The organism is Serratia sp. SM04 (assembly GCF_040280225.1).
GTDB classification, from domain to species: Bacteria; Pseudomonadota; Gammaproteobacteria; order Enterobacterales; family Enterobacteriaceae; genus Serratia; species Serratia sarumanii.
In genome coordinates this window covers 370,124-387,692 of sequence record NZ_JBEOQT010000002.1, presented here as the reverse complement: position 1 = coordinate 387,692, position 17,569 = coordinate 370,124, and the positions used below count along the sequence as shown (strand labels likewise).

The 17,569-nt window shown below is 64.1% G+C and carries 20 protein-coding genes and 1 pseudogene; 12 read left to right on the top strand and 9 right to left on the bottom strand.

Annotated features, from left to right (window positions below; genetic code table 11):
• Window positions 1-8 precede the first annotated feature (8 nt).
• From ABTW55_RS04830 to urtE, 6 genes are read left to right on the top strand one after another with little or no spacing between them, the layout of a single operon-like run.
• On the top strand, window positions 9-719 hold the full coding sequence (locus ABTW55_RS04830) for a GntR family transcriptional regulator (RefSeq protein WP_060420012.1): 711 nt from the start codon (window positions 9-11) through the stop codon (window positions 717-719).
• Between the two features lie 35 nt (window positions 720-754).
• Window positions 755-2,023 (top strand): urea ABC transporter substrate-binding protein, encoded by a 1,269-nt coding sequence (gene urtA, locus ABTW55_RS04825; RefSeq protein WP_060420009.1) that lies wholly within the window; start codon window positions 755-757, stop codon window positions 2,021-2,023.
• A gap of 56 nt (window positions 2,024-2,079) precedes the next feature.
• Window positions 2,080-3,660, top strand: coding sequence for an urea ABC transporter permease subunit UrtB (urtB, locus tag ABTW55_RS04820; RefSeq protein ID WP_047568689.1), 1,581 nt, complete (start codon window positions 2,080-2,082; stop codon window positions 3,658-3,660).
• Window positions 3,660-4,736, top strand: coding sequence for an urea ABC transporter permease subunit UrtC (urtC, locus tag ABTW55_RS04815; RefSeq protein WP_060420007.1), 1,077 nt, complete (start codon window positions 3,660-3,662; stop codon window positions 4,734-4,736). The genes urtB and urtC overlap by 1 nt, the downstream gene beginning before the upstream one ends.
• Window positions 4,733-5,539, top strand: coding sequence for an urea ABC transporter ATP-binding protein UrtD (gene urtD, locus ABTW55_RS04810; protein WP_049195077.1), 807 nt, complete (start codon window positions 4,733-4,735; stop codon window positions 5,537-5,539). Before urtC ends, urtD begins: the two co-directional genes overlap by 4 nt.
• 12 nt (window positions 5,540-5,551) lie before the next feature.
• On the top strand, window positions 5,552-6,250 hold the full coding sequence (urtE, locus tag ABTW55_RS04805; RefSeq protein WP_060420005.1) for an urea ABC transporter ATP-binding subunit UrtE: 699 nt from the start codon (window positions 5,552-5,554) through the stop codon (window positions 6,248-6,250).
• A gap of 7 nt (window positions 6,251-6,257) precedes the next feature.
• Here the strand turns inward: urtE and ABTW55_RS04800 are convergent, their stop codons facing one another.
• Genes ABTW55_RS04800 through ABTW55_RS04790 form a run of 3 tightly spaced genes read right to left on the bottom strand, consistent with a single transcriptional unit; the run spans window position 6,258 to window position 6,804 of the window.
• Window positions 6,258-6,389, bottom strand: coding sequence for a type II toxin-antitoxin system RelE/ParE family toxin (locus ABTW55_RS04800; RefSeq protein ID WP_229601694.1), 132 nt, complete (start codon window positions 6,387-6,389; stop codon window positions 6,258-6,260).
• A complete protein-coding gene (locus ABTW55_RS04795; RefSeq protein ID WP_229601695.1) occupies window positions 6,347-6,556 on the bottom strand; it encodes a hypothetical protein in 210 nt (69 codons plus the stop codon). Before ABTW55_RS04795 ends, ABTW55_RS04800 begins: the two co-directional genes overlap by 43 nt.
• A complete protein-coding gene (locus ABTW55_RS04790) occupies window positions 6,541-6,804 on the bottom strand; it encodes a type II toxin-antitoxin system ParD family antitoxin (RefSeq protein WP_049195072.1) in 264 nt (87 codons plus the stop codon). The genes ABTW55_RS04795 and ABTW55_RS04790 overlap by 16 nt, the downstream gene beginning before the upstream one ends.
• Before the next feature lie 135 nt (window positions 6,805-6,939).
• Here ABTW55_RS04790 and ABTW55_RS04785 point away from each other — a divergent pair, with 135 nt between their 5' ends.
• Window positions 6,940-7,452 carry a DUF2165 family protein gene (locus ABTW55_RS04785; protein WP_049233831.1) on the top strand — a complete coding sequence of 171 codons (513 nt, stop codon included), beginning with the start codon at window positions 6,940-6,942 and terminating at the stop codon, window positions 7,450-7,452.
• Window positions 7,453-7,474: 22 nt separating this feature from the next.
• On the opposite strand, the gene ABTW55_RS04780 is transcribed toward ABTW55_RS04785, so the two are convergent.
• The 3 genes and pseudogenes from ABTW55_RS04780 to ABTW55_RS04770 all read right to left on the bottom strand — a co-directional run.
• Complete coding sequence (locus ABTW55_RS04780) at window positions 7,475-7,987, bottom strand: GNAT family N-acetyltransferase (RefSeq protein WP_043146939.1); 513 nt, start codon at window positions 7,985-7,987, stop codon at window positions 7,475-7,477.
• Between the two features lie 41 nt (window positions 7,988-8,028).
• Window positions 8,029-9,246 (bottom strand): FAD-dependent oxidoreductase, encoded by a 1,218-nt coding sequence (locus ABTW55_RS04775; RefSeq protein WP_060418339.1) that lies wholly within the window; start codon window positions 9,244-9,246, stop codon window positions 8,029-8,031.
• 76 nt (window positions 9,247-9,322) lie between these two features.
• Window positions 9,323-9,445, bottom strand: a pseudogene (locus tag ABTW55_RS04770) (DUF4865 domain-containing protein); the annotation flags it as partial.
• A gap of 124 nt (window positions 9,446-9,569) precedes the next feature.
• On the opposite strand from ABTW55_RS04770, the gene ABTW55_RS04765 reads away from it, so the two are divergent.
• Window positions 9,570-10,439: a LysR substrate-binding domain-containing protein gene (locus ABTW55_RS04765; RefSeq protein WP_049233835.1), complete on the top strand. Its 870-nt coding sequence runs from the start codon at window positions 9,570-9,572 to the stop codon at window positions 10,437-10,439.
• Here ABTW55_RS04765 and sseA read toward each other — a convergent pair.
• The gene (sseA, locus tag ABTW55_RS04760) at window positions 10,436-11,281 is read right to left on the bottom strand and encodes a 3-mercaptopyruvate sulfurtransferase (RefSeq protein WP_060420002.1); all 846 of its coding nucleotides are present in this window, start codon (window positions 11,279-11,281) and stop codon (window positions 10,436-10,438) included. The two genes, ABTW55_RS04765 and sseA, sit on opposite strands and share 4 nt — an antisense overlap.
• A gap of 102 nt (window positions 11,282-11,383) precedes the next feature.
• On the opposite strand from sseA, the gene ABTW55_RS04755 reads away from it, so the two are divergent.
• On the top strand, window positions 11,384-11,806 hold the full coding sequence (locus ABTW55_RS04755; protein WP_060419998.1) for an NUDIX hydrolase: 423 nt from the start codon (window positions 11,384-11,386) through the stop codon (window positions 11,804-11,806).
• On the opposite strand, the gene ABTW55_RS04750 is transcribed toward ABTW55_RS04755, so the two are convergent.
• Entirely contained in the window at window positions 11,794-13,233 is a 1,440-nt protein-coding gene (locus ABTW55_RS04750; RefSeq protein WP_033646949.1) for a PLP-dependent aminotransferase family protein, read from the bottom strand. The two genes, ABTW55_RS04755 and ABTW55_RS04750, sit on opposite strands and share 13 nt — an antisense overlap.
• Window positions 13,234-13,413: 180 nt before the next feature.
• Between ABTW55_RS04750 and ABTW55_RS04745 the strand changes: the two genes are divergently transcribed.
• From ABTW55_RS04745 to ABTW55_RS04735, 3 genes are all read left to right on the top strand, one after another.
• Complete coding sequence (locus ABTW55_RS04745) at window positions 13,414-13,596, top strand: DUF1127 domain-containing protein (protein WP_033637613.1); 183 nt, start codon at window positions 13,414-13,416, stop codon at window positions 13,594-13,596.
• A 9-nt stretch (window positions 13,597-13,605) separates the two neighbouring features.
• Complete coding sequence (locus ABTW55_RS04740) at window positions 13,606-14,229, top strand: glutathione S-transferase family protein (protein ID WP_033646945.1); 624 nt, start codon at window positions 13,606-13,608, stop codon at window positions 14,227-14,229.
• 228 nt (window positions 14,230-14,457) lie between these two features.
• Window positions 14,458-15,588, top strand: a complete 1,131-nt coding sequence (locus ABTW55_RS04735) for a Gfo/Idh/MocA family protein (RefSeq protein ID WP_041034068.1) — start codon at window positions 14,458-14,460, stop codon at window positions 15,586-15,588.
• Window positions 15,589-15,690: 102 nt separating this feature from the next.
• Here the strand turns inward: ABTW55_RS04735 and ABTW55_RS04730 are convergent, their stop codons facing one another.
• A complete protein-coding gene (locus ABTW55_RS04730; protein WP_060419995.1) occupies window positions 15,691-17,562 on the bottom strand; it encodes an amidohydrolase in 1,872 nt (623 codons plus the stop codon).
• Window positions 17,563-17,569: the final 7 nt, after the last annotated feature.

The following is a 17,569-nucleotide window of genomic DNA, read 5'->3' as shown; positions in this document are numbered from 1 at the left end:
GGGCGAGGATGCAAATCACCAACGGAGAGCACAAGGCGCGGCCGGAGGGGCTGGCGGAGCGCATTTATCTGCAGCTCAAGGCCGACATCTTCGAGTTTCGCCTGCTGCCGGGCGATCGCTTCAGCGAAAGCGACGTGGCGCAGCGCATGGCGGCCAGCCGCACACCGGTGCGTCAGGCGTTGTTTCGACTCGAGCGCGAAGGCTATGTCGAGGTGCTGTTTCGCAGCGGCTGGCACGTGCGGCCGTTCGATTTCGCCTACTTCGAAGAGCTGTACGACCTGCGCATCGTGCTGGAACAAGAGGCGGTGAAACGGCTGTGCGAATGGCCGGCCGGGGAAACGCCGGCCGCGCTGGCGGCGCTGAACCGTTTTTGGACCGAAGCGCCGCGTCTGGCGGACGGCCAGGCGGTGTCGCAGCACGACGAGCAGTTTCATCAGGCGTTGGTGGCCGCGGCGGGCAACGGCGAAATGGCGCGCATCCACCGCGAGCTGACCGAAAAGATCCGCATCATTCGCCGACTGGATTTCACCCAGCAGGCGCGGGTGGACGCCACCTACCGCGAACACGCCGCCATTTTGCAGGCGATCCTGCAGCGGCAAAGCGGGGTGGCGCAAGCGCTGCTCGGCGAGCATATCGCCGTCAGCAAGGCAGAGGTACGAAAAATAACGCTGCACATGTTGCACCAGGCGCGGGCCCAGCAGCCGGCGCGCTCGGCGTAACGATTTTGATTTCACACACATCAGGAGTTTGAACTATGCAACGTCGTCGTTTTATCAAAGCTTTTGCGCTGTCCGCCGCCGCTGTCGGCCTGGGCCTGGCCTGGAGCGCGCAGGCCGCCGACACCATCAAGGTCGGCATTCTGAGTTCGCTCTCCGGCACCATGGCGATTTCCGAGACGCCGCTGAAGGATGTGGCGCTGATGACCATCGACGAGATCAACGCCAAAGGCGGGGTGCTCGGCAAAAAGCTGGAGCCGGTGGTGGTGGATCCGGCCTCCAACTGGCCGCTGTTCGCCGAAAAGGCGCGCCAGCTGCTGAGCCAGGACAAGGTGGCGGCGGTGTTCGGCTGCTGGACTTCGGTGTCGCGCAAGTCGGTGCTGCCGGTGTTTGAGGAGCTGAACGGGCTGCTGTTCTACCCGGTGCAATACGAAGGCGAAGAGATGTCGCCGAACGTGTTCTATACCGGCGCGGCGCCGAACCAGCAGGCGATCCCGGCGGTGGAATACCTGCTGAGCGAGGACGGCGGCGGCGCCAAGCGCTTCTTCCTGCTGGGCACCGATTACGTCTATCCGCGCACCACCAACAAGATCCTGCGCGCCTTCCTGCACAGCAAAGGCGTGCAGGACAAGGATATCGAAGAGGTCTACACGCCGTTCGGCTACAGCGATTACCAGACCATCGTCGCCAACATCAAAAAATTCGCCGCCGGCGGCAATACGGCGGTGATCTCCACCATCAACGGCGACTCCAACGTGCCGTTCTACAAAGAACTGGCCAACCAGGGCGTCAAGGCCACCGACGTGCCGGTGATCGCCTTCTCGGTCGGCGAGGAAGAGCTGCGCGGCATCGACACCAAGCCGCTGGTGGGCAACCTGGCGGCCTGGAACTACTTCGAATCGCTGGATAACCCGACCAACAAGCGGTTTGTCAGCCAGTGGAAAGCCTACGCCAAGGCGCACAACCTGCCGAATTACGCCACCGCGGTGACCAACGATCCGATGGAGGCCACCTACGTCGGCCTCCACATGTGGGCGCAGGCGGTGGAAAAGGCCGGCACCACCGACGTCGATAAGGTGCGCGCGGCGATGGCCGGGCAAACCTTCGCCGCGCCGTCGGGCTTCACGCTGACCATGGACCAGACCAATCACCACCTGCACAAGCCGGTGATGATCGGCGAGATCGAGGGCAACGGCCAGTTCAACGTGGTGTGGCAGACCGAGGCACCGGTGCGCGCGCAGCCGTGGAGCCCGTATATCGCCGGCAACGACAAAAAACCGGATTACCCGGTGAAAGGCGGCAAGTAACGTCACTCAGCGCCGGCGCGGCCCAGCGCCCGCCGGCCCAACAGAAGAGGCAGCTGATGCAATCTCCGTTTTTATCCTCTCTGCGCGTCGGGCTGTGGCTGCTGTGCGCCTGGCCCCTGCTGGCGCAGGCCGGGCCGGCCGATGAGTTCGCGGCGGCCAACCGTGCGCAGCAGGCCAAGTTGCTGCAGGCCTGGGCGGCCGAGCCGGACGCCGCACGCCTGCCGCTGCTGCAGGGGCTGCAGCAGGAAACCGTGGCGATCGACGGGGCGAAGCGCGCCTTTATCCGCCAGGGCGATCGCTATCTGCCGCTCGAGGGCGAGGCGGCCCCGGTTGGCGAACCGAAGAAGGTGTGGCTGAACAACCGGCTGCGCATTCTGATCGCCAACGCGTTGTCGGCGCAGCGGCTGGTCAGCGCGGACGCGGCGGTGCGGCTGCAGGCGGCGACCGCGCTGCAGCGCGAAGCGCAGGGCGAGCAGTTGCCGCTGTTGACCCGGCGGCTGGCGCAGGAGAAAGACCCGCAGGTACGCGACGCGCTGAGCATTGCGCTGGCGAACCTGCAATTGACCGACGCCAGCCCGCAGGTGCGCTTCAATGCGGTGCGGCTGCTGGGGGAATCGGGCGAGCCGGAAACCCGCGCGCGGCTGCAGGCGTTGACCGACGCCGCTCACGAGCCGGACGCCGCGGTGCGCGCCGAGGCGCAACGCAGCCTGCAGCGGGTGCAGCATCGCCTGATGATCGGCGATCTGCTCGGCCAGGCGTTCAGCGGCCTGTCGCTCGGTTCGATCCTGCTGCTGGCGGCGCTCGGGCTGGCGATCACCTACGGCCTGCTCGGCGTCATCAATATGGCGCACGGCGAAATGCTGATGCTCGGCGCCTATTCCGCTTACCTGGTGCAGGGGCTGTTTCAGCAGTTTGCGCCGCACTGGCTGGCGCTCTACCCGCTGGCGGCGCTGCCGGTGGCGTTCGCCATCACCGCCGGGATCGGCATGCTGCTGGAGCGCACGGTGATCCGCCACCTGTATGGCCGGCCGCTGGAAACCCTGCTGGCCACCTGGGGCATCAGCCTGGTGCTGATCCAACTGGTGCGGGTGCTGTTCGGGGCGCAGAACGTCGAGGTCGCCAACCCGGCGTGGCTGTCGGGCGGCGTGCAGCTGCTGCCGAACCTGGTGCTGCCGTGGAACCGCATCGCGGTGATCGCGTTCGTGCTGTTGGTGCTGGCGCTGACCTGGCTGCTGCTGAACAAGACCCGGCTCGGCATGAACGTGCGCGCGGTGACGCAAAACCGCGCGATGGCGGCCTGCTGCGGCGTGCCCACCGGGCGGGTGGACATGCTGGCCTTCGGGTTGGGATCCGGCATCGCCGGGCTCGGCGGGGTGGCGCTGTCGCAGTTGGGCAACGTCGGGCCGGAGCTGGGGCAAGGTTACATCATCGATTCGTTCCTGGTGGTGGTGCTCGGCGGCGTCGGCCAACTGGCGGGGACGGTGGCGGCGGCCTTCGGCCTCGGCATCGTCAACAAGATCCTCGAGCCGCAGATCGGCGCCGTGCTGGGCAAGATCCTGATCCTGGTGCTGATCGTTCTGTTTATTCAAAAGCGCCCGCAGGGGCTGTTCGCCCTCAAGGGCAGGGTGATTGACTGATGAGCCAACCATTGACCGTAACCGGCGTACAGAAAGCGCCCCGGCTGGCGTTGAGCATCGGCGCGCTGGCGTTGCTGGTGCTGCTGGTGATGCCGTTCTTGACGCTGTTGCCGGCGGATCATCCGCTGGCGGTGTCCACCTATACCCTGACGCTGGCAGGCAAGATCCTGTGCTACGCGGTGGTGGCGGTGGCGCTCGATCTGGTGTGGGGCTATGCCGGGCTGCTGTCGCTCGGCCACGGGCTGTTCTTCGCGCTCGGCGGCTACGCCATGGGCATGTACCTGATGCGGCAGGCGGCGGGCGACGGGCTGCCGGCGTTTATGGCGTTCCTCTCCTGGAATGAGCTGCCGTGGTTCTGGAGCGGCACCCAGCATTTCGCCTGGGCGCTGTGCCTGATCGTGCTGGTGCCGGGCCTGCTGGCTTTCCTGTTCGGCTACTTCGCCTTCCGCTCGAAAATCAAAGGGGTGTATTTCTCGATCATGACCCAGGCGCTGACCTATGCCGGCATGCTGCTGTTCTTTCGCAACGAAACCGGCTTCGGCGGCAATAACGGCTTTACCGGTTTCACCACGCTGCTCGGCTTTCCCATCACCGCCGCCAGCACGCGGGTGGCGCTGTTCCTGGCGACGGTGCTGCTGCTGGCCGCCAGCCTGGCCATCGGCTTTGCGCTGGCGCGCAGCAAGTTCGGCCGGGTGCTGACTGCGGTGCGCGATGCGGAAAACCGGCTGACCTTCTGCGGCTACGATCCGAAGGGCTTCAAGCTGTTCGTCTGGACGCTGTCGGCGGTGCTGTGCGGGCTGGCCGGCGCGCTCTATGTGCCGCAGGTCGGCATCATCAACCCCGGCGAAATGTCGCCGACCAACTCGATCGAGGCCGCCATCTGGGTGGCGCTCGGCGGGCGCGGCACGCTGGTGGGGCCGCTGCTCGGCGCCGGCATCGTCAACGGCGCCAAGAGCTGGTTCACCATGGCCATTCCCGAATACTGGCAGTTCTTCCTCGGCCTGATGTTTATCGTCGTCACGCTGTTTCTGCCCAAAGGGGTGATCGGCCTGCTGCGCCGGAGGAAAACCTCATGAAAGCGATGCAAGTGACCGACGAGCTGTTTACCCACCCGCTGCCGGCGGATAAATACCGGCAGCAAACCGATCCGGTGCTGCAGCTCGACAGCGTCAACGTCAGCTTCGACGGTTTTCGCGCGCTGACCGATCTGTCGCTGCGCATTGGCGTCGGCGAACTGCGCTGCGTGATCGGCCCCAACGGCGCCGGCAAGACTACGCTGATGGATGTGATCACCGGCAAGACCCGACCGGACAGCGGCAGGGTGTTTTACGATCAGACCGTCGATCTGACCCGGCTGGCGCCGATGCAGATCGCCCACGCCGGCATCGGCCGCAAGTTTCAAAAACCGACGGTGTTCGAGGCGCTGACGGTATTCGAGAATCTGGAGATCGCGCAGAAAACCCGCAAGTCGGTGTGGGCCTGCCTGCGCGCCCGCCTGAGCAGCGAACAGCGCGACCGCATCGACGAGATGCTGAAGACCCTGCGGCTGGGGCATGAACGCCACCGGCCCGCCGGGCTGCTGTCCCACGGGCAAAAACAGTTTCTCGAGATCGGCATGCTGCTGGTGCAGGAGCCGCACCTGCTGCTGCTCGACGAGCCGGCGGCCGGCATGACTGACGCCGAAACCGACTACACCGCCGAACTGTTCCGCGAGCTGGCGGGCAAGCATTCGCTGATGGTGGTGGAGCACGATATGGGGTTTGTGGAAACCATCGCCGATCGCGTGACGGTGCTGCACCAGGGGCAGGTGCTGGCGGAAGGATCGCTGGCGCAGGTGCAGGCCGACGAACGGGTGATTGAGGTATATCTGGGGCGCTGAGGAGGCGTAATCATGCTGCAGGTAGAAGAATTGAATCAATATTACGGCGGCAGCCACATTCTGCGCGGCCTGTCGTTCGAGGCGCGCATTGGCGAGGTGACCTGCCTGCTGGGGCGCAACGGCGTGGGCAAGACCACGCTGCTGAAATGCCTGATGGGGCTGGTCCCGGCGCGCAGCGGCAGCGTCCGTTGGCAGGGCGAAACCATCACCGGTAAAAAGCCGCATCAGCGGGTGCGGGCGGGCATCGCCTATGTGCCGCAGGGGCGGGAGATTTTCCCGCGCCTGACGGTCGAGGAAAATTTGCTGATGGGGCTGGCGCGCTTTTCCGGCGCCGCCGCGCGCACGGTGCCGGATCCGATCTATGAACTGTTTCCGGTGCTGCGGCAAATGAAGGATCGGCGCGGCGGCGATCTCTCCGGCGGGCAGCAGCAGCAGCTGGCGATCGGCCGGGCGCTGGCCTGCCGGCCGCAGCTGCTGATCCTCGACGAGCCGACGGAAGGGATCCAGCCTTCGGTGATCAAGGAGATCGGCGCGGTGATCAAACAGCTGGCGACGCGCGGCGATATGGCGATCCTGCTGGTGGAACAGTTCTATGACTTTGCCGCCGACCTGGCGGACAGCTATCTGGTGATGTCGCGCGGCAGCATCGTGCAGCGCGGCGCCGGCAGCAATATGGAACAGGACGGCGTACGCGGGCTGGTGGCGATTTGACGTTGGATCAGCTGAAAAAGGATCGGCTGAGCGGATCTCGGGAATGATGCAGCACTCTGATGATATTCACCTCCCGCCTGTGCTGACGAAAATAAATCAGGTGGTTGGCGACGGGCAATACCCATAGGCCGGGGCCGATTGCATCGATGTTTCTGCCGAGTTGGTGGTGGCTAAGGTTATCGAAAGCCTGTGCAGGTGGCGCAGATAATCTTCGGCCACCTGTAAGCCAAAGTGCGCCAATCCGTAAAAATAGATCTCTTCCATATCGTCCAAGGCTTTTGGGCGGACGGTTACTTTCCTGCGCATCCTTTTGCTTTGCTCCGTATTCTTTCCATAAACACATCACGATCCCATTCGACGGCTTCGCCGCTGTTCTCTCCTTCGGCAATCAGGCGCCTAAGCTCTTCCAGTTTTGAGGCGGCGGTACGTTCGCGCAAAGTGCGCACGGATTCGCGGATGACTTCGCTGGGCGTGCGGTAATCGCCGCTGGCCACCAGGTCTTCGACGAAGCTACGCAGTTCGTCACCCAGATCTACCGTTAATGTTCTGCCCATTATTCCTCCTCACTTTCGGCTATGCTGCGTAATTGTAAGATTAGTTCTTACATTGTGCACGTCAAACTCTCAGGATCTCGACTGCGGCACCGCCATGATGGTGGAAGCCGCAAGTTTATTAATTAAGGATAACCCATGAACGAAATCACTGTGTCACGCCTCGGCTGCATCGTCCTGTCCCTGTTTCCGGCCCTGTGGGGGCTGTTCAGCCTGTTGAACAATACGGCGGATTTCGCCGGCACCGCGCGTAATGCGGTGGGTCCGCTGCTCGCCATGCAGGATACCTATCAGACACCGGGGTTGATGTGGCGCGCGATCGGCGCCGACTGGGCCTGTATGTTGGGGTTGGCTGTCATCACCACGCTGGAAACGCTGGCCGGCCTATTCGCGGCCGCAGGCGTGGTGCTGATGATCGGGCGATTTAAAGGCCCTTACGCCGCCTTCGCCAAGGGCAAAATCTGGGCGATGCTGGGGGCGCTTTGCGCGATCGCGGTGTGGGGCGTCGGCTTTATGGTGGTCGCCGGCGACTGGTTTATGGCCTGGCAGGCCAAGCAGGATCCGCTGGCGGTGCAGCTGGGGGCACTGATCTACCTGGCGCCCAATGCGTTTGCCTTGCTGTTCCTGATGCTGCAGCGGGAGCCGCGCTAAACGAAGGCGGAGCGGGGCGCGGTTACAGCGCCTTGCTCATATACCAGATGCCTATCGAGCCCTGGGCGCTGGTGTAGCAGGTCTCGCCACAAATGCTCAATCCCTGGCGCTGATAAAAGCGTTGGGCGCCGGTGTTGCGTTGCAGCACCTCCAGCCACAGCGTCTTCTGCCGGCGCTCGATGGCCCGCTGCTGCACCTGTTCGAACAGGCGCTGGCCATAGCCGTTGCCGGCATGGCCCGGCAGGAAATAGATTTTCTGCAGCTCTGCGCCGCGGGTTTGCGTTGGCGCCAGCAAGCTGTCGACGTTGAGCCGCGCATAGCCGACCAGGGCGTCATCCTCATAGGCCAACAGCCAGCACACGTCGGGATCGCGCAGCGTCCGTTCCAGCGCGGAGACGGCAAAATCCTCGGCCAGAAAGGCCTCCAGCTCGTGCGGGTAGCGCCACAGCTCACCGAAGTGCGCGCGATAGGTGCGGATGCCGATATCGCGCACCTGGGTTAAATCTTCCAGCAATGCCTGACGGACGGTGAACATGAATGAACCTCATCGAAGCGGGAACCGATGAGTATAGCGGGTTAACTTTCAAGATGCCGCGGCGTTTCGCGGCGAAAACCCAGGCCGATGATGCGGCCGAACAGGCGCGGCAGCCAGCGGCTGTTGCCGACGCGGGCGATCAGGCGCGAACCGCCCGCCGCGCGGCGTTCGCCCGGCTTGCGCTGGCTCATTTTGATCTGCAAAAACTGGATGGCCCGGGTGGGGAATTCGCGCCGGCGCTGCACGCTCAGCAGATGCTTCAGCTGCAGCCGATGCTGGCGCAGCGGTGGGATCAGGGCGTTGGCGGCGGCCACCGCGTCCTGAATCGCCAGGTTGACGCCCACGCCGCCGATCGGCGACATGGCGTGCGCGGCGTCACCGATGCACAGCACCCCCGGTTTGGCCCAGCGATCCAGACGATCGATGCGGATGCTCAGCAGCTTCACCTGATCCCACTCGACGATCTCCTGCAGGCGATCGTCCTGGAATGGCGCCACCTCGGCGAGGTGCAGCAAAAATTTCTCCAGGCCGCTGCGGCGGATCGCGTCGAAGCTGCCTTTATCGATCGAGTAGCCGCACTGCCAGTAGTCGCCGCGATCGATCATGATGAAGTTCTGCTTCGGCCCGGTATGGCCCATCGACCAGGCCGGATCGCCCGGCTGCTTGCTGAGCTTCATCCACAATACGTCGCGCGGGGCGCCGAAGGAGCGGCTGCTGAGCGCCGCCTGCTCGCGTACCACCGAGTTGCGGCCGTCGGTGCCGATCACCAGCTGGCTGCGTACGCGGATCGGGCCTTCCGGCGTGTCGGCCAGCACGCCGCATACCTGGCCGCGGTCGTAGAGCAGCTTATGAACCTGCGTCGAGGTGAGCAGCCTGAAATGGGGGAACGCGGCGGCCTGCTGTGCCAAAAAGTTGAGGAACTCCCACTGCGGCATAAAGGCGATAAATTTGCAGCGCGTCGGCAGGCGAGTGAAATCCGCCAGCTTAATGTCGCGCCCGGCGACTTCGGCGTGCAGGGATTCGGCGCGCTGGTGCGGCAGCGCCAGCAGTTCGTCGAGCAGGCCCAGCTGGTGCATGACTTCCAGCGTCGACGGGTGAATGGTGTCACCGCGAAAATCGCGCAGGAAGTCGGCGTGCTTCTCCAGCACCGTCACGTCGATCCCCGCCCGCGCCAGCAGATAGCCGAGCATCAGCCCGGCGGGGCCGCCTCCCACGATGCAGCAGGTGGTGGCGTAAGGTGTGATCGGTGATGACGGCATGGCGGTTGACCCCGGAGAGCGGCCCGCATCCCGCGAGCCGCAAGTGAATGTTCAATGTTGATAATGATTATCAATATCAAGTTTGGCTGTCAACCCGCGGCGCAGTGTGGTCAAAGGGGGCGGACAGATGGCCGTTGTGCGGCTGCACCTGCGGTGGTTCACGCCATAAATCCAGCCGCACTAACCGCCACTTGGCGGGCTGCGTGCATCGCGAGCATAAGGATTCTCCGCAAAGACGTTGACCGGGAGAGCGTGACACGCCATCTTTATCAGTAAAATCGGTATTATTTTTATCGATGGTTCAGAAAATCAGGATGGTCAGCATGAGGCGAATAACGTTCGATCTCGAGGATTTGCGCAGCTTCGTCACCGGCGTCGAGCTGGGCAGCTTCGCCAAGGCGGCTGAACGGCTGGGGCGTTCGACGTCGGCGGTCAGCGCTCACCTGAAAAAGCTGGAACAGCAGGTCGGCGCGCCGATCCTGCGCAAGGCCGGGCGCGGCATGGTGATGACCGAGGCGGGGGAAACGCTGCTCGGTTACGCGCGCCGCCTGCTGGAGCTCAATGACGAAGCCGCCGCCGCGGTGCGCGGGTTGGATTTGCAGGGCACGGTGCGGCTGGGGCTGCAGGAGGATTTCGGCGAGACGTTTCTGCCGCAGGTGTTGGGCAGCTTCGCGCGCGCCAATCCGAAGGTGCGCATCGAGGCGCGCATCGCGCGCAATGCCGAGCTGATCGACTGGGTGTTGAAAGGCCAACTGGATCTGTCGCTGGCGTGGGATGGCGGTTTGAGCACGCCGTTTCATCAGGCGCTGGGGCAGCGGCAGCTGCACTGGATCGCCTCGCCCGGCTTCGCGCTGGCGCCCTGGCGAGAAGGGGATGAGCCGTTGCCGTTGGTGATGTTTGACGCGCCTTGCCTGATGCGCAGCGCGGCGACGCAGGCGCTGGATCGCGCCGGCATACCCTGGCGCATCGCCTTTACCAGCCGCAGCCTGAACGGCGTGTGGGCGGCGGTGAGCGCCGGATTGGGCGTCACGGTGCGCACGGCGGCGGGTTTGCCGCCCGGCCTGGCGCCGCTGGCCCCCGATCTGCTGCCCGCTCTCGGCCAGCTCGGCGTGGTGCTGCACCGCGCCGAGGATCAGCCTTCGGCCGCCGTGCAGCGGCTGGCGCAGATCGTGGTCGAGCGGATCGAAACTTAATCTTGGGCGATCGGCTGCTTGCTGCTCAGCTGGCCCCATTCGCTCCAGGCGCCGTCATACAGCTTGACCTGCGGCGCGCCGAGCGACAGCAGGCCGAACGCCAGCACCGCCGCCGTCACGCCGGAGCCGCAGCTGGTGATGATCGGGCCGTTGATATCCACCCCCTTGTCGTTGAAGGTTTGGCGCAGCGCCTCCAGCGATTTGAAGCGGCCGTTTTCCAGCAGCTCGCCGTACGGAATGTTGATGCTGCCGGGAATATGGCCGCGGTGCAGGCCGGGGCGCGGCTCCGGCGCTTCGGCATAAAAGCGCGGCGCGGCGCGCGCGTCGAGAATTTGCACCGGCGTGCCTAACGCCTGCTCCACTTGCCGCATATCCACCACCGCGTCGGCGTTGAACCGGGCGTTGAACGTCTGCGGGGCAGGCTGCGCCGGGCCGGTTGCCAGCGCCTGGCCCTGCGCGATCCAGCCGTTCAGCCCTTCGTCCAGCACGTAAACGCGCTCGGCGCCGAAATTGCGGAAAGTCCACCAGCCGCGCGGCGCGGAGAACTGGTTGCCCTCGTCGTAAATCACCAGGGTATCGCGTTCGCTGATGCCCAATTGGCCCGCCGCCGCGGCGAATTCCGCCGCCGTCGGCAGCATATGCGGCAGTGCGGTGCTTTTGTCCGCCACCTCGTCGATATCGAAATAGACCGCGCCGGGGATATGGCCGCGTTCGAACTCGGCAAGCATATCTTTCTTCGGCGTCAGCCCCACCGGCGACATCCGGACGTCGATCACCACCAGATTTTCATCGTTGATATGTTGCGCAAGCCATTGAGGGGTCACCAGAAACGGAGAATTCATCGTATTGTTCGCCTGTTGTGAAAACGGATTTTCACTATACACCAGGCCGTGCCGGGATGGAGTATGATGTTCAGGCAACGGTATGGGCGGGAGACGGAAAACATGACGGATCGGGCGTTTGGCGGGGCCAAGATCGCGCTGCTGTGCGACGGCCGCCTGCTGGTTTACCAACGGGACGACAAGCCGGGCATTCCGTGGCCCGGGATGTGGGATCTGCCCGGCGGCGGGCGGGAAAACGGCGAGACGCCGCTGCAGTGCGTGCTGCGGGAAACGCAGGAAGAGTTCGGGGTGTTGCTCGCCGAACGCCAGGTTGTCTGGCAGCGGCGTTACGACGGTATTCAGCCCGGCTACCCGCCGACCTGGTTTATGGCCGGGGTGATCATCCCGGCGCAGATCGCCGCCATTCGCTTTGGCGATGAAGGGCAGCGCTGGCGAATGATGCCGGTAGAGCAGTTTATTCACCACCCGCAGGGCATCGGGCATCTGCGCCGCCGGGTGGCGGAGTATTGGCTTCAGTCCGCCTGAGGTTGCAGCACGCCGCTCGGCATCAGTGCCTGGATGGTGGCGCCGACCCGCTGCACCGCCTGTTCGATCTCCGCCGTCAGCTTCGGCGCATAGTTGATGCGCAGGCAGTTGCGGTATTTGCCGGCGGCGGAAAAGATGCTGCCGACGGCGATCTGCACGCCCTGCTGCTCGAGATGGCGGTTCAGCCGCAGGGTGTCGAACGCCTCGTCCAGTTCGATCCACAGCATAAAGCCGCCGCGCGGCCGGCTGACGCGGGTGCCGGCCGGGAAGTGTTTCAGGATAAGGTCGGTCATGCGATCGCGGTTCTGCTGGTAGCGGGCGCGCATGCGCCGCAGGTGCTGCAGATAGTGCCCGCCGCGGATAAATTCGGCGATCGCCAGCTGCGGCTGGGTGGCGGTGGCGCCGGAGCCGATGAACTTCATGTGCAGCACCCGTTCCAGGTAGCGGCCGGGCGCGATCCAGCCCACCCGCAGCCCCGGCGCCAGCGTTTTGGAAAACGAGCTGCACAGCAGCACGCGGCCGTCTTCGTCGAACGACTTGATGGTGCGCGGCCGCGGGTAGTGATAGGCGATGTCGCCGTAGACGTCGTCCTCGATGATCGCCGCGTCGTGGCGCTGCGCCAGCGTCAGCAACCGCTGTTTGTGGGCGTCGGGCATGATGTAGCCCAGCGGATTGTTGCAGTTGGGCGTCAGCAGAATCGCTTTGATCGGCCACTGTTCCAGCGCCATCTCCAGCGCCGCCAGGCTGACGCCGGTGAGCGGATCGGTGGGGATTTCCAGTGCCTTGATGCCCAGGCCCTTCAGTGTCTGCATGGTGCCGTGGAAGCAGGGCGAATCGACCGCCACGATGTCGCCGGGTTGGCAAACAGCGCGCAGCCCGGCGGAGATCGCTTCCTGGCAGCCGGTGGTGATCAGCAACTGATCGGGGCCGATTTGGCAGCCGGAATCCAGCAGCAGGCGGGCAACCTGCTCGCGCAGCGCGGCCACGCCCTGAATGCTGTCGTAATACAGGCTGCGCAGATCGCCGTGGCGGGCGGCGTTGCGCAGGGCGACGATCAGCGGTTTCATCGTCGGCTCGGCGATATCCGGCATGCCGCGCCCCAGCTGGATCAGGCCCTCGCGCGGCCTGCTGCGCACCAGCTCCAGCACCTGCTCCCATTGCGAAATGTCCACCGGCCGCTGCACCGGCGCCGTCATGGCGGGCAGCTCGGCCTGCGCGCGCCGCGTATGCACGAAGTAGCCCGACTTCGGCCGCGCCTCCACCAGGCGCTGTTCTTCCAGCAGCCGGTAGGCTTGCTGCACCGTGCTGATGCTGACGCCGTGCTCCTGGCTCAGCGCGCGCACCGAAGGCAGGCGATGGCCGGCGGGATACAGCCCTTGCTGAATGCGTTGGCTGAGAATGGCGGCCAGAGTGGCGTAGCGTGTCATACAGAGGCCTCTTATCGGGATGCAGGATTAAAAAACCGGTACAGATGCTTTCAAAGTAAACCATTCAGCGGTTTTTTTGGCGCAGCTGTATGAAAAAAATAGCGCCAGCGTGAATCTGTATTGTTTTCCTCCCGGCGAGCATGATGACTGCAACGCAAAAACAGCAGGGAGAATAACAATATGGCACTGTTTGATGGCATGACGACGTGGCGACGGGTAGGCTGGTCACGCTGGCGTTGGTATTTGTTGCGCCGCAGTACGCGCAGAGAGTTACTGCTGCTGAACGACAGGCAATTGGCGGATATCGGCCTGACGCGGGCGGATGCGCGGCGCGAAGGCGATAAACCGTTCTGGAGAGGGTAAGGAAAGCGAATGCTGAAATTATTGGGCAAAGCCTCATCGATCAACGTGCGCAAGGTATTGTGGACCTGCCAGGAGCTGGGGTTGCCGCTGGCGCGGGAGGACTGGGGCAGCGGCTTTCGCTCCACGCAGGAGCCGGCGTTTCTGGCGCTGAATCCCAACGGCCTGGTGCCGGTGCTGATCGACGGCGAGCGGGTGCTGTGGGAGTCGAACACCATCTGCCGCTACCTGGCCGGACGGGAAGGGCGCCGCGATCTGCTGCCGCAGGAACCCGGCGCGCGCGCGGCGGTGGAGATGTGGATGGACTGGCAGGCCACCGATCTGAACGGCGCCTGGCGCTATGTGTTCATGTCGCGGGTGCGCGGGCATGCGGATTATCAGGATGCCGCCAGCCTGGCCGCCGCCGAGCGTGAGTGGAATCGGCTGATGGGGCTGCTGGACAAGCATTTGGCGCAGCACGGCCCTTATGCCGCCGGCGCGGCCTTCACGCTGGCGGACGTGGTGCTGGGGCTGTCGCTGAATCGCTGGCTGATGACGCCGTTCGAGCGGCCGAATTATGCGGCGCTGGCGGCCTATCAGCAGCGCCTGCTGCAACGCCCTGGCTACGTGCAGCATGGCGCCAACGGTTTACCTTGATATGAAATAAACGGTTCATTTTATCTCGTCCGGATACGGCAAGCCGTATCCGGGCTTTCCCCGTTGCATCATCCCGTCAATGTTTCATGAACGGCATCACGAATGTGAACTTTATTTTCCTTTTTTCTTGTTGTTGAAATTTAAATTCCATATAAACCTGTTATCAGCCGGCGCGTTTCATTGAGCAGCGCCTGGTTCTATGCAGGATTTCGATCACGGGAGAAAATGATGAAACAGGTACGCGTTGGGTTAATCGGCACCGGTTATATCGGGCGTTGTCACGCCATCGCCTATGCGCAGGCCGCCACGGTCTTTCCTCTGAAAGGGGAGCTGGTGCTGGAGATGCTGGCGGAAGTGACGCCCGAGCTGGCGGCGCAGCGCGCAACCGAGTTCGGCTTTGCGCGCTCGACCGGCGATTGGCGGCAGCTGGTGGCCGATCCGGCGATCGACGTGGTGGACATCTGCGCGCCCAACTTCTTGCACAAAGAGATGGCGCTGGAGGCGATCCGCCACGGCAAGCACGTGTATTCGGAAAAACCGCTGGCGCTGGACGCCGCCGACGCGGCGGAGATGGTGCAGGCCGCCCGCGCCAAGGGCGTGAAAACGCTGGTCGGTTTCAACTACATGAAGAACCCGACCAGCCAGCTGGCGCGCGAGATCATCGCCAACGGCGAAATCGGCGAAGTGGTGCATTTTTACGGCACCCACAATGAGGATTATCTGGCCGACCCGCGCACGCCGCTCGACTGGCACTGCCGCCGCGCCAGCGCCGGGCTGGGCGCGCTGGGGGATCTGGCGGCGCACATCGTCAACATGGCGCACTACCTGGTGGGCGACATCGTGGCGGTCTGTGGCGATATGCAAACGGTGATCAAACAGCGCCCGGATCCGCAAGACCCGGCGCGCCTGCTGCCGGTGGAAAACGAAGATCAGGCCGGCGCGCTGCTGCGCTTCGCCGGCGGGGCGATGGGCACTATCGAAACCTCGCGCATTGCCTGCGGGCGCAAGATGGGGCTGACCTATGTGGTCACCGGCACCAAGGGCACGCTGAGCTATACCCAGGAGCGGATGGCGGAGCTGAAGCTGTATCGGCACGATGAGCCGGCGGAGCGGCAAGGGTTCAAAACGCTGTTGGTAGGGCCGAAGCACCCGGACTACGCGGCGTTCTGCATCAGCGCCGGGCACGGCATCGGCTTTAACGATCAGAAGACGGTGGAGATCCGCGATCTGGTCAACGGCATCGCCGCGGGCGATCGCATGTGGCCGGACTTTGAAGAAGGCTGGAAGGTGTCTTGCGTGCTGGATGCGATAGCCGCATCCGCCGAGCAGCGGCGCTGGCTGGAGATCAACCGCGATTGAAAATGAAATGGCGCTCTCCCGTGGGCAGCGCCATTAGTTTGTCATGTTAATAACTTAATATCTTATTAAGCTAGTTACATAATAAGTTGTTTGCCTGGCAACTTAGAACGAGAAGCACGAACAGCCGAACGCGCCCCAGAAGGCGTTTTCATCCGACACCGGGATGCTGGAGCGGCGCGCGATGTCATGCTGGTGCGCGTGTACGCCGCACGGGCCGCAGCATTGGTGCGCCTGGCTCAGCACGCCGACTTTGGCCGCCGCCGACGGCGGCGCAGAACGGTAGTGGCCCGGCACCTGGGTGACCGGCGACCACTCCGGCAGCACCGGCAGCGGCGGCGGCGCCAGCGGCGAGAAGCTGCCGGCGGCGTAGACCACCTTGCCGTCCACCACCGTCATCACCGACTCGATGCCTTTGATCTGCTCTTCCGGCACGCTGAAATAGTCCTGCGACAGCACCGCCACATCCGCCAGCTGGCCGACCTTGATCTGGCCTTTCTTGCCTTGCTCGGAGGAGAACCAGGCGCTGCCTTGCGTCCACAGCATCAGCGCCGTTTCGCGATCCAGCCGCGCGCTGTCGTCGTACATCGCCATGCCGCCGACGGTGCGGCCGGAGACCAGCCAGTACAGCGCTGTCCACGGGTTGTAGCTGGCGACACGGGTGGCGTCGGTGCCCAGCCCGACCGGCAGCTCGGCCGCCAGCATTTTCGCCACCGGCGGCGTATGTTTGGTGGCTTCGATGCCGTAGCGGTCAGCGAAATATTCGCCCTGGAATGCCATGCGGTGCTGCACCGCAATGCCGCCGCCCAAAGCCTTGACCCGTTCGATATTGCGCTCGGTAATGGTTTCGGCGTGGTCGAACAGCCAGTGCAGCCCGTTGAACGGAATGTCGCGGTTCACCTTCTCGAACACGTCCAGCATGCGGCTGATGGATTCGTCATAGGTGGCGTGCAGGCGGAACGGCCAGCGGTGCTCGACCAGATGGCGCACCACCCGCTCCAGCTCGTCCTCGGTGCCCGGCGGCAGATCCGGGCGCGGCTGCAGGAAGTCTTCGAAGTCGGCGGCGGAGAACACCAGCATCTCGCCGGCGCCGTTGTGGCGATAAAAGTCGGTGCCCTGGCCCGGCTTGAGCATGTCGGTCCACAGCTCGAAGTCTTCCAGCTCCTGCTTCGGCCGCTGGGTGAACAGGTTATAGGCGATGCGAATGGTCAGCTGCTTTTTCTCGTGCAGCTCGGCGATCACCTGATAATCCTCCGGGTAGTTCTGGAAGCCGCCGCCGGCGTCGATGGCGCTGGTGAGGCCCAGACGGTTCAGCTCGCGCATAAACTGGCGGGTGGAGTTGACCTGCTGCTCCAGCGGCAGCTTCGGCCCTTTCGCCAGCGTGGCGTACAGGATCATGGCGTTGGGCTTGGCGATCAGCATGCCGGTCGGGTTGCCGTTGGCGTCGCGCTGGATCTCGCCGCCCGGCGGGTTCGGCGTGTCTTTGGTGTAGCCGACCACCTTCAGCGCCGCGCGGTTGAGCAGCGCGCGATCGTAGAGGTGCAGAATGAACACCGGCGTGTCCGGCGCCGCCTGGTTGATTTCGTCGAGCGTCGGCATGCGGCGCTCGGCGAACTGGAATTCGGTCCAACCGCCGACCACCCGCACCCATTGCGGGCTCGGTGTGCGCAGCGCCTGTTCTTTCAACATGCGCAGCGCGTCGGCCAGCGAAGGCACGCCTTCCCAGCGCAGCTCCAGGTTATAGTTCAGGCCGCCGCGGATCAGGTGCAGGTGCGAGTCGTTCAGGCCCGGAATGGCGGTGTGGCCGTGCAGGTCGATCACCTGGGTTTCCGGCCCGGCGTGCTGCATGACTTCGCTTTCGCTGCCGACCGCCAGAAATTTGCCGTCGCGGATGGCGACCGCCTGTGCGGTGGGATTTTGGCGATCGACAGTGTGAAACTTGCCGTTGGTGATGATCAATGAAGCGTGGTGGTTCATAACATTC

Excerpts from the sequence above, each read along its gene's own strand:
- ABTW55_RS04830 (WP_060420012.1), top strand. The coding sequence starts at position 9 with ATGCAAATCACCAACGGAGAGCACAAGGCGCGGCCGGAGGGGCTGGCG.
- urtA (WP_060420009.1), top strand. The coding sequence starts at position 755 with ATGCAACGTCGTCGTTTTATCAAAGCTTTTGCGCTGTCCGCCGCCGCT.
- urtB (WP_047568689.1), top strand. The coding sequence starts at position 2,080 with ATGCAATCTCCGTTTTTATCCTCTCTGCGCGTCGGGCTGTGGCTGCTG.
- urtC (WP_060420007.1), top strand. The coding sequence starts at position 3,660 with ATGAGCCAACCATTGACCGTAACCGGCGTACAGAAAGCGCCCCGGCTG.
- urtD (WP_049195077.1), top strand. The coding sequence starts at position 4,733 with ATGAAAGCGATGCAAGTGACCGACGAGCTGTTTACCCACCCGCTGCCG.
- urtE (WP_060420005.1), top strand. The coding sequence starts at position 5,552 with ATGCTGCAGGTAGAAGAATTGAATCAATATTACGGCGGCAGCCACATT.
- ABTW55_RS04795 (WP_229601695.1), bottom strand. The coding sequence starts at position 6,556 with ATGCGCAGGAAAGTAACCGTCCGCCCAAAAGCCTTGGACGATATGGAA.
- ABTW55_RS04790 (WP_049195072.1), bottom strand. The coding sequence starts at position 6,804 with ATGGGCAGAACATTAACGGTAGATCTGGGTGACGAACTGCGTAGCTTC.
- ABTW55_RS04785 (WP_049233831.1), top strand. The coding sequence starts at position 6,940 with ATGAACGAAATCACTGTGTCACGCCTCGGCTGCATCGTCCTGTCCCTG.
- ABTW55_RS04780 (WP_043146939.1), bottom strand. The coding sequence starts at position 7,987 with ATGTTCACCGTCCGTCAGGCATTGCTGGAAGATTTAACCCAGGTGCGC.
- ABTW55_RS04775 (WP_060418339.1), bottom strand. The coding sequence starts at position 9,246 with ATGCCGTCATCACCGATCACACCTTACGCCACCACCTGCTGCATCGTG.
- ABTW55_RS04765 (WP_049233835.1), top strand. The coding sequence starts at position 9,570 with ATGAGGCGAATAACGTTCGATCTCGAGGATTTGCGCAGCTTCGTCACC.
- sseA (WP_060420002.1), bottom strand. The coding sequence starts at position 11,281 with ATGAATTCTCCGTTTCTGGTGACCCCTCAATGGCTTGCGCAACATATC.
- ABTW55_RS04755 (WP_060419998.1), top strand. The coding sequence starts at position 11,384 with ATGACGGATCGGGCGTTTGGCGGGGCCAAGATCGCGCTGCTGTGCGAC.
- ABTW55_RS04750 (WP_033646949.1), bottom strand. The coding sequence starts at position 13,233 with ATGACACGCTACGCCACTCTGGCCGCCATTCTCAGCCAACGCATTCAG.
- ABTW55_RS04745 (WP_033637613.1), top strand. The coding sequence starts at position 13,414 with ATGGCACTGTTTGATGGCATGACGACGTGGCGACGGGTAGGCTGGTCA.
- ABTW55_RS04740 (WP_033646945.1), top strand. The coding sequence starts at position 13,606 with ATGCTGAAATTATTGGGCAAAGCCTCATCGATCAACGTGCGCAAGGTA.
- ABTW55_RS04735 (WP_041034068.1), top strand. The coding sequence starts at position 14,458 with ATGAAACAGGTACGCGTTGGGTTAATCGGCACCGGTTATATCGGGCGT.
- ABTW55_RS04730 (WP_060419995.1), bottom strand. The coding sequence starts at position 17,562 with ATGAACCACCACGCTTCATTGATCATCACCAACGGCAAGTTTCACACT.